The organism is Stenotrophomonas sp. PS02297 (genome assembly GCF_029959705.1).
GTDB classification, from domain to species: Bacteria; Pseudomonadota; Gammaproteobacteria; order Xanthomonadales; family Xanthomonadaceae; genus Stenotrophomonas; species Stenotrophomonas nitritireducens.
Genome location: NZ_JASCOS010000140.1, coordinates 1 through 8142 on the forward strand (window position 1 = coordinate 1; position 8142 = coordinate 8142).

Here is an 8142-nt window from a genome sequence, read left to right on the forward strand (position 1 = left end):
ACGACGCGCCCCGGCAGCGGTTCCGGACGGAGCGGCCGCCGTGGCGCTTTTTCCATGCCCGCCTTCAACGCAAGAGGAAACCATGGGTGCCGTCGAAACACTGCAGGAACTGATGCGGCGCATCGGCCTGGAACAGGCTGAAATAGCCGAGCGCTACCGCCTGCTGGAATGGCGGGACGAGGATGCGCGGCGCCTCAACCAGGCCGCCGGACGCATGTCCGCCGCGCAGGCCGGATTCATCGAGAAACTCTACCGCCACCTCGACGATTTCCCCGCGCCCGCCGCGCTGCTGGGCGACCAGACCACCGTGCACCGGCTGAAACAGCGGCAGCTGGAGTACTACCAGCGCCTCTGGCAGGGGCCGTACGACCACGACTATGTCGACAACCGCCTGCGCATCGGCCTGATCCACCATGTCAACGGCGTCGAGCTGAAGTGGTACCTGGGCGCGTACCGTTTGTACCTGGAACAGATGCTGGTGCCGCTGTGCGGCGAGGGCGACGACGCGCGGCTGTTCTCCAGCCTGCTCAAGGCCGTGTTCTTCGACATGACCCTGGCCATCGACACCTACAGCGCCGCCCAGCGCAAGGCGCTGGAAGACAGCGAGGCGCGCTTCGCGCGCGCCCTGCGCGGCGCCCATGACGGCATCTGGGACTGGCACCCCGGCCCGGACACGCTGTACGTGTCCGAGCGCTGGGCCGAGATGATCGGGCTGGACCGCGTAAGCCTGGGCCAGACCAGCGACGCCTGGTTTTCGCGCGTCCATCCCGACGACCTGCCCGGCCTGCACCGCGCCATCAATGCGCACCTGCATGCCGAGTCGGACTCGATCCACCACGAATATCGCATCCGCTGCCGCAACGGCGAATGGCGATGGGTACTGAGCCGCGGCGTGGCCGAGGCCGACCGCGACGGCCAGCTGCGCATCACCGGCTCGCAGAGCGACATCGGCCGGCGCAAGGCCATCGAGCAGCAGCTGTACCATGCCGCCCGCCACGATCCGCTGACCGGGCTGGCCAACCGCCTGCGCCTGGACGAACTGCTCCTGCACACCCAGCGCCAATTGCACGAAACCGGCAGCGGCCAGGCCGCCGTGCTGTTCATCGACCTGGATCGCTTCAAACTGATCAACGACAGTTTCGGCCACCTGTTCGGCGATGACGTGCTGGTCGAAGTCGGCCGCAGGCTCGCGCAATGCCTGCGCGCGGACGACCACCTGTTCCGGTTCGGCGGCGACGAGTTCGTGGTGCTGCTCACCGACCTCGGCCCCGGCACGCAGGCCGAACACGTCGCCCAGCGCATCCTCGAACGGCTGCACCAGCCGATGCGCCTGGACGAACGCACCCTGGTGGTCAACGCCAGCATCGGCATCGCCAGCCTGCAGGCCAGCATCGACCTGCACGACGCGCTGCAGGCCGCCGATCTCGCCCTGCACCTGGCCAAACAGGCCGGCAAGGCCCAGTTCGCCCATTACAGCGCGGGGCTGCAGGCCAGCGCGCAGCGCCAGCTGGAACTGGAAAGCGCGCTGGGCCAGGCGCTGGGACGCGACGAATTCGTGCTGCATTACCAGCCGATCCACAGCCTCGACCCGGAAGACCCGCGGATGGTCGGGGTCGAGGCGCTGCTGCGCTGGCGCCACGACGGCCGGCTGGTGCCGCCGCTGGAGTTCATCCCCTCGCTGGAGGAATCGGGCGAAATCGTCCAGGTCGGCGACTGGGTGCTGCGCGAGGCCTGCCGGCAGACCCGCGCGTGGCAGCAGGCCGGGCATCGCCACCTCTACTGCTCGGTCAACCTGTCCCGGCGCCAGCTGCAGCAGGACGATTTCGTCGACCGGCTGGTCTGCATCCTGGATGCCACCGGCCTGCCGCCCGCCAGCCTGGTACTGGAGATCACCGAGACCCACCTGATGCAGGACAGCAACGCGACCCTGGGCGCGCTGCGCCAGCTGGCCGCGCTGGGCGTGCGCCTGGCGCTGGACGACTTCGGCACCGGTTATTCGTCGCTTGGCTACCTGAAGCGGTTCCCGCTGCACATGCTGAAGATCGACAAGAGTTTCATCGGCGGGCTGCCCGGGGACGCCGAACTGGCCGTGATCAGCCGCGCCATCATCGGCCTGGGCCACAGCCTGGGGCTGGCGGTAGTCGCCGAAGGCGTCGAGCATGCGCAGCACCTGGAGTTCCTCCGCAGCGAAGGCTGCCTGCTGGCGCAGGGCTTCGGCTTCAGCCCGCCCTGTCCGGCCGCGGTGCTGGAACGCCTGCTCGATGGCGCGCCCGTGCCGGTGCCGCCGCCCGGCGGCCCCGCGGCGGCGCTAGGCGCTTCACCGGCGGCTGGGCGACAATGACGCTTCCGTCGGCGACCCACGCCGCCCCCGTTTTCCAATGGTATTGCGCGCGATGAAAAAGACCTCTTCCTCCCTGCCCATCGAGACCAGGGCCAGCGCCCGCCATCCGCTCGGCATGCCCGCCGAGCGTTTCCTGCGCGACTACTGGCAGAAGCGCCCGCTGCTGATCCGCGGCGCTTTCCCGGATTTCCAGACCCCGGTGATGCCCGAAGACCTGGCCGGGCTGGCCTGCGAGGAAGGCGCGCTGGCGCGCCTGGTCACCCATGACCGCGCCACCGACGGCTGGAGCCTGCGCACCGGCCCGTTCCAGGAAGAGGACTTCCCGGGCATGCCCGACCACGACTGGACCCTGCTGGTGCAGGACGTGGACAAGTGGGACCCGGACGTGCGCGCCCTGATCGAGCACTTCAGCTTCCTGCCGCGCTGGCGCATGGACGATGTGATGATCAGCTTCGCCGCCACCGGCGGCTCGGTCGGCGCCCACGTCGACCAGTACGACGTGTTCCTGCTGCAGGCCCACGGCCACCGCCGCTGGCAGATCGACGCCAACGAGTCGACCAAGGGCAAGCGCCCGCCGCTGGATTTCCGCCCCGACGTCGAACTCAAACTGCTGCGGAAGTTCAAGCCGACCCACGACTGGGTGCTGGAACCGGGCGACATGCTGTACCTGCCGCCGAACGTGCCGCACCACGGCGTGGCCGAAGACCCGTGCCTGACCTTCTCCTTCGGCATGCGCGCGCCGTCCTCGGCCGAGCTGATCAGCGACTGGCTGGACGACCTGGTGGCCGATGCCGACGAGGCCATCCGCTACCAGGACCCGGACCTGAAGCTGCCGGAAGACCCCAACGAGATCGATGCGGCGGCGATGAAGCGGGTGGTCGCCGCGCTCAACGCGCTGCGCATGAACGACCCGGACCGCCTCGGCGACTGGTTCGGCCGCTTCATCACCACCTACCGCGCCGCCGGCGACATCCTGCCCTCGCAGGCGCCGCCCGCCCCCGCCGAGGTCGAGAACGTGCTGGAGGAAGGCGGCCTGCTCGAGCGCCACCCGTGGGCGCGGCTGGCCTGGCGCCGCGCCACCCGCGGCGCCGCGCTGTACAGCAGCGGCCATGCCTTCCAGCTGCCGGTCAAGGACGCGCAGGGCCTGGCCGCCGCCGAGCGGATCGACGCGGTCATGTTCCGCAGGCTGTCGGCCAAGGGCCGCAGCGCCGTGCTGGAACTGCTGGCCGGCGGCCATTACCAGCTGCTCGATGCCGAGACCCTGGCGGCGATGCAGGCCGAGCAGGACGCGCTCGAGGTCATGGAGGAAGACTTCGACGCCGGTTTCGACGACGAAGCCGACGCTCCGGAACTCGAAATCGAGGTGTTCGAATACGCCCAGGCCGGCGAAGGCGAGCCGGCCAGCGGCGCCATCGACACCGTGCAGGTGAACGAGGAAGGCGTCGAGGTCGTGGTGATCTGCGACGACGGCGACGACGAGGACGAGGACAGCCCCTCGGCATGACGTCCGCGGCGTTCCACGTCGAGGCGGCCGACTATGCCGTGCAGCATGCGCTGCTGCACGGCGTGCGCCATGCCGTGTTCGTCGGCGAACAGCAGGTGCCCTCCGAACTGGAGACCGACGAACTGGATCCGCTCAGCCACCACGTCGTGGCGCTGGATGCCGATGGCCACGCCATCGGCACCGGCCGGCTGACGCCGCAGCGGCGCATCGGCCGCATGGCCGTCCTGTCCGGCTGGCGTGGCCAGGGCGTCGGCGAGGCGCTGTTGCAGGCGCTGGTGGCCGAGGCCGCCCGCCGCGGCTGGGGCGAGGTTTCTTTGCATGCCCAGGTCCATGCCCGCGATTTCTATGCGCGCAACGGGTTCCTGCCGGAGGGCGCGGAGTTCGAGGAAGCCGGGATCGTCCACCAGACCATGCGCCGCCGCATGGACGGTGCCATGCGCGTGCAGGCGGCGGACCAGGTCGAGGCGGCGCTGTCGGCCGTGATCCACCGCGCCCGGCGCCGGCTGCTGCTGGGCTGCCACGGCGGCGATGCCGCGCTGCTCGGCCAACCGGCCGTGCTGCAGGCGCTGCGCCGCTTCGCTACCGCACGCCATGACAAGCAGGCGCTGGTGCTGCTGCATGACGGCGACCCCACGACCCTGCCCCCGGCCCTGCTCGCGCTCGTCCAGCGCCTGCCCAGCGTGTTCCAGCTGCGCCAGCCGGCGGACCCGGCCGGACAGGCGCCGGCACCCGCCTGCGCGGTCAACGACAACGACGACTGCTACTTTCGTCCAATGGGCGAACGCGTCGAAGGCGAGCTGTCGCTGGACATGCCGGCCCGCGCCCGCCAGCAGGACGCGCTGTTCCAGCGCGCCTGGGACGATGCACGCGACTGCGAAGCGCTCAGGACACTCGGCATCTGAGCGCTGTCGGGCCGGGACAAGGCATGGCCCGACGTTAACCCAGTGGACAGAGTGTGTGCCCCTTCCTGTCCCCGCGAGGGTATAATTCAGGGGTTTCATCACGCCCGCGCGGCGTCCTGCTGCAAGGTCCCGCCGGTTCCAGAAGCCATACCCCACAAGCGAATCCGACTCTCCATCGTGGACAATCTCCTGAAGCAGTTTGCGCAGTCATCGCAACTCGCCGGCGGCAACGCCTCCTACATCGAGGATCTGTACGAGCAGTACCTCGTCTCCCCGGACAGTGTGGACCCCAAATGGAAGTCCTATTTCGATGGCTTCAAGGGCCGCGAAGCAGGTGATGTCCCGCATTCCGCCGTCATCGCCCACATCGCCGAGGCCGGCCGCAACGCATCCAGCGCCGCGGCCAATGCCGGCGGCGGCGACGAGCGCGAGCGCAACGTCGGACGCCTGATCACCGCCTACCGCTCGCGCGGCCACCTTGGCGCCAATCTCGACCCGCTGGGCCTGACCCCGCCGGTCAACCCGCCGGACCTCAGCCTGCCGTTCCACAACCTCAGCGATGCCGACCTCAACGACGAGTTCAGCACCGGTGGCGTAGGCGGCCAGCCGCGCATGAAGCTGCGCGACCTGCTGGCGCGCCTGAAGGCGACCTACACCGGCTCCATCGGCGCCGAGTTCATGTACATCGCCGAAGTCGAGCAGCGCCAGTGGCTGTACAAGCGCCTGGAACAGGCCGGCGGCAACTACAACCTCGATGCCGGCACCCAGCGCCGCACGCTCGAGCGCCTGACCGCCGCCGAGGGCCTGGAACGCTACCTGCACACCAAGTACGTCGGCCAGAAGCGCTTCTCGCTGGAAGGCGGCGATTCGCTGATCCCGATGATGGACACCATCATCCGCGACGCCGGCAAGGATGGCGTCAAGGACGTGGTGATCGGCATGGCCCACCGCGGCCGCCTGAACGTGCTGGTCAACACCCTGGGCAAGAACCCGCGCAAGCTGTTCGACGAGTTCGAAGGCAAGTTCGAGCACGACGACCGCGCCGTTGCCGGCGACGTGAAGTACCACATGGGCTTCTCGGCCGACGTCGCCAGCGATGGCGGCCCGGTGCACCTGGCCCTGGCCTTCAACCCGTCGCACCTGGAGATCGCCGACCCGGTGGTCGCCGGTTCGGTGCGCTCGCGCCAGGAACGCCGCAACGACACCGCGCGCAAGCAGGTGATGCCGATCCTGATCCACGGCGACGCCGCCTTCGCCGGCCAGGGCGTGGTGATGGAGCTGTTCCAGATGTCGCAGGCCCGCGGTTTCACCGTGGGCGGCACCGTGCACATCGTCATCAACAACCAGGTGGGCTTCACCACCTCCAACCGCGACGACTCGCGCTCGACCCTGTACTGCACCGACATCGCCAAGATGGTCGCTGCCCCGGTCCTGCACGTGAACGGCGACGATCCGGAAGCGGTGGTGTTCGCCGCCAAGCTGGCCTACGACTTCCGCCAGCAGTTCCACAAGGACGTCGTGATCGACCTGGTCTGCTACCGCCGCTGGGGCCACAACGAGGCCGACGAGCCGGCGATCACCCAGCCGCTGATGTACCAGGTGATCCGCAAGCACAAGACCACCCGCGAGCTCTACGCCGAGCAGCTGGAAGCGGCGGGCGTGATCGCCGCCGGCGCGGGCAAGGAAATGGTCGACGCCTACCGCGAAAAGCTGGATTCGGGCGAAGTCACCACCGAGCTGGCCGTGGTCGAGAAGACCCCGACCACCAGCAAGATGTACGTGGATTGGCCGCGCTACCTGTCCGGCAAGCTGTCCGACCCGGTCAGCACCAAGGTCGAGATGGGCAAGCTGACCCGGCTGGCCACGATGATCAACACCATCCCGGACGGCGTGGAGCTGCACTCGCGCGTGGCCAAGGTGTACGACGACCGGCGCAAGATGGCCGCTGGCGAGATCGCCGGCGACTGGGGTTTCGCCGAGAACCTCGCCTACGCCACCCTGCTGGACGAAGGCAACTGCCTGCGCCTGGTCGGCCAGGACGTCGGCCGCGGCACCTTCACCCACCGCCACGCGATCCTGCACGACCAGAAGACCGACAACTACTACCTGCCGCTGCGCCAGCTGGTCGAGTCGCCGGAACAGGCCACCATCATCGACTCGCTGCTCAGCGAAGAAGCGGTGATGGCGTTCGAGTACGGCTTCTCCACCACCGATCCCAACACCCTGTGCATCTGGGAAGGCCAGTTCGGCGACTTCGCCAACGGTGCGCAGGTCGTGATCGACCAGTTCATCGCCTCCGGTGAAGCCAAGTGGGGCCGCATCTCCGGCCTGACCCTGCTGCTGCCGCACGGCTACGAAGGCCAGGGCCCGGAACACAGCTCGGCGCGCCTGGAGCGCTTCCTGCAGCTGTGCGCACTGGAGAACATGCTGGTCTGCGTGCCGTCCACCCCGGCGCAGGCCTTCCACATGCTGCGTCGCCAGATGCGCATGACCACCCGCAAGCCGTTGATCGTGATGTCGCCCAAGTCGCTGCTGCGCCACAAGCTGGCCGTCTCGACCCTGGACGAACTGGCCAACGGCGAGTTCCAGCACCTGATCGGCGACGCCAACGCGGATGCGAAGAAGGTCAAGCGCGTCGTGCTGTGCTCGGGCAAGGTCTACTACGACCTGCTCGAAGACCAGACCAAGCGCGGCCAGGACGACGTGGCCATCATCCGCGTGGAGCAGCTGTATCCGTTCCCGCGCCCGCTGCTGGCCGCCGAGCTGAAGAAGTACGGCAAGGCCGCCGACGTGGTGTGGTGCCAGGAAGAGCCGATGAACCAGGGCGCGTGGTACCAGATCCGCCACCACCTGCAGGCCTGCCTGGCCGACGGCCAGAACCTGCACTACGCTGGTCGCCCGCGTTCGCCGTCGCCGGCCGTCGGCCACATGGCCGATCACCTGCGCGAACTGCAGCAGCTGCTTGCCGATGCGCTGGTCAATCCCTTCAACGACCAGTTCGCTGAATAACTCTCCCCCTTTCACGAAGAATACGAACCAGGAAGCCCCTGCATGGCCACCGAAGTCAAAGCCCCGGTACTGCCCGAATCCGTCGCCGACGGCACCATCGCCACCTGGCACAAGAAGGTCGGCGACGCGGTCAAGCGCGACGAAAACCTGCTTGACCTGGAAACCGACAAGGTCGTGCTTGAAGTGCCGTCGCCGGTCGATGGCGTGATCAAGGAAATCAAGTTCCCCGAAGGCGCCACCGTGACCAGCAGCCAGGTCGTGGCGATCATCGAGGAAGGCGCCGTCGCCGCCGCGCCGGCCCCGGCTGCCGCCGAAGCACCGAAGGCCGCTGCAGCGGCTCCGGCCGCCGCTGCCGCCGCACCGGCCCCGGCCGCCAAGTCGGCCGC

5 protein-coding genes are annotated in these 8142 nt (G+C 68.7%); all 5 read left to right on the forward strand.

Going from position 1 to position 8142, the window contains the following annotated elements:
* The first annotated feature begins 82 nt into the window (after window positions 1–82).
* A complete protein-coding gene (locus QMX80_RS17135; RefSeq protein ID WP_282278380.1) occupies window positions 83–2341 on the forward strand; it encodes an EAL domain-containing protein in 2259 nt (752 codons plus the stop codon).
* A 52-nt stretch (window positions 2342–2393) separates the two neighbouring features.
* Window positions 2394–3845, forward strand: a complete 1452-nt coding sequence (locus QMX80_RS17140; protein WP_345782393.1) for a cupin domain-containing protein — start codon at window positions 2394–2396, stop codon at window positions 3843–3845.
* Window positions 3842–4747: a GNAT family N-acetyltransferase gene (locus QMX80_RS17145; protein ID WP_282278383.1), complete on the forward strand. Its 906-nt coding sequence runs from the start codon at window positions 3842–3844 to the stop codon at window positions 4745–4747. Before QMX80_RS17140 ends, QMX80_RS17145 begins: the two co-directional genes overlap by 4 nt.
* Window positions 4748–4924: 177 nt before the next feature.
* On the forward strand, window positions 4925–7756 hold the full coding sequence (locus tag QMX80_RS17150; protein WP_055764781.1) for a 2-oxoglutarate dehydrogenase E1 component: 2832 nt from the start codon (window positions 4925–4927) through the stop codon (window positions 7754–7756).
* Between the two features lie 42 nt (window positions 7757–7798).
* On the forward strand, window positions 7799–8142 hold a 344-nt coding region (locus tag QMX80_RS17155; protein WP_345782394.1), incomplete at its 3' end, for a biotin/lipoyl-containing protein.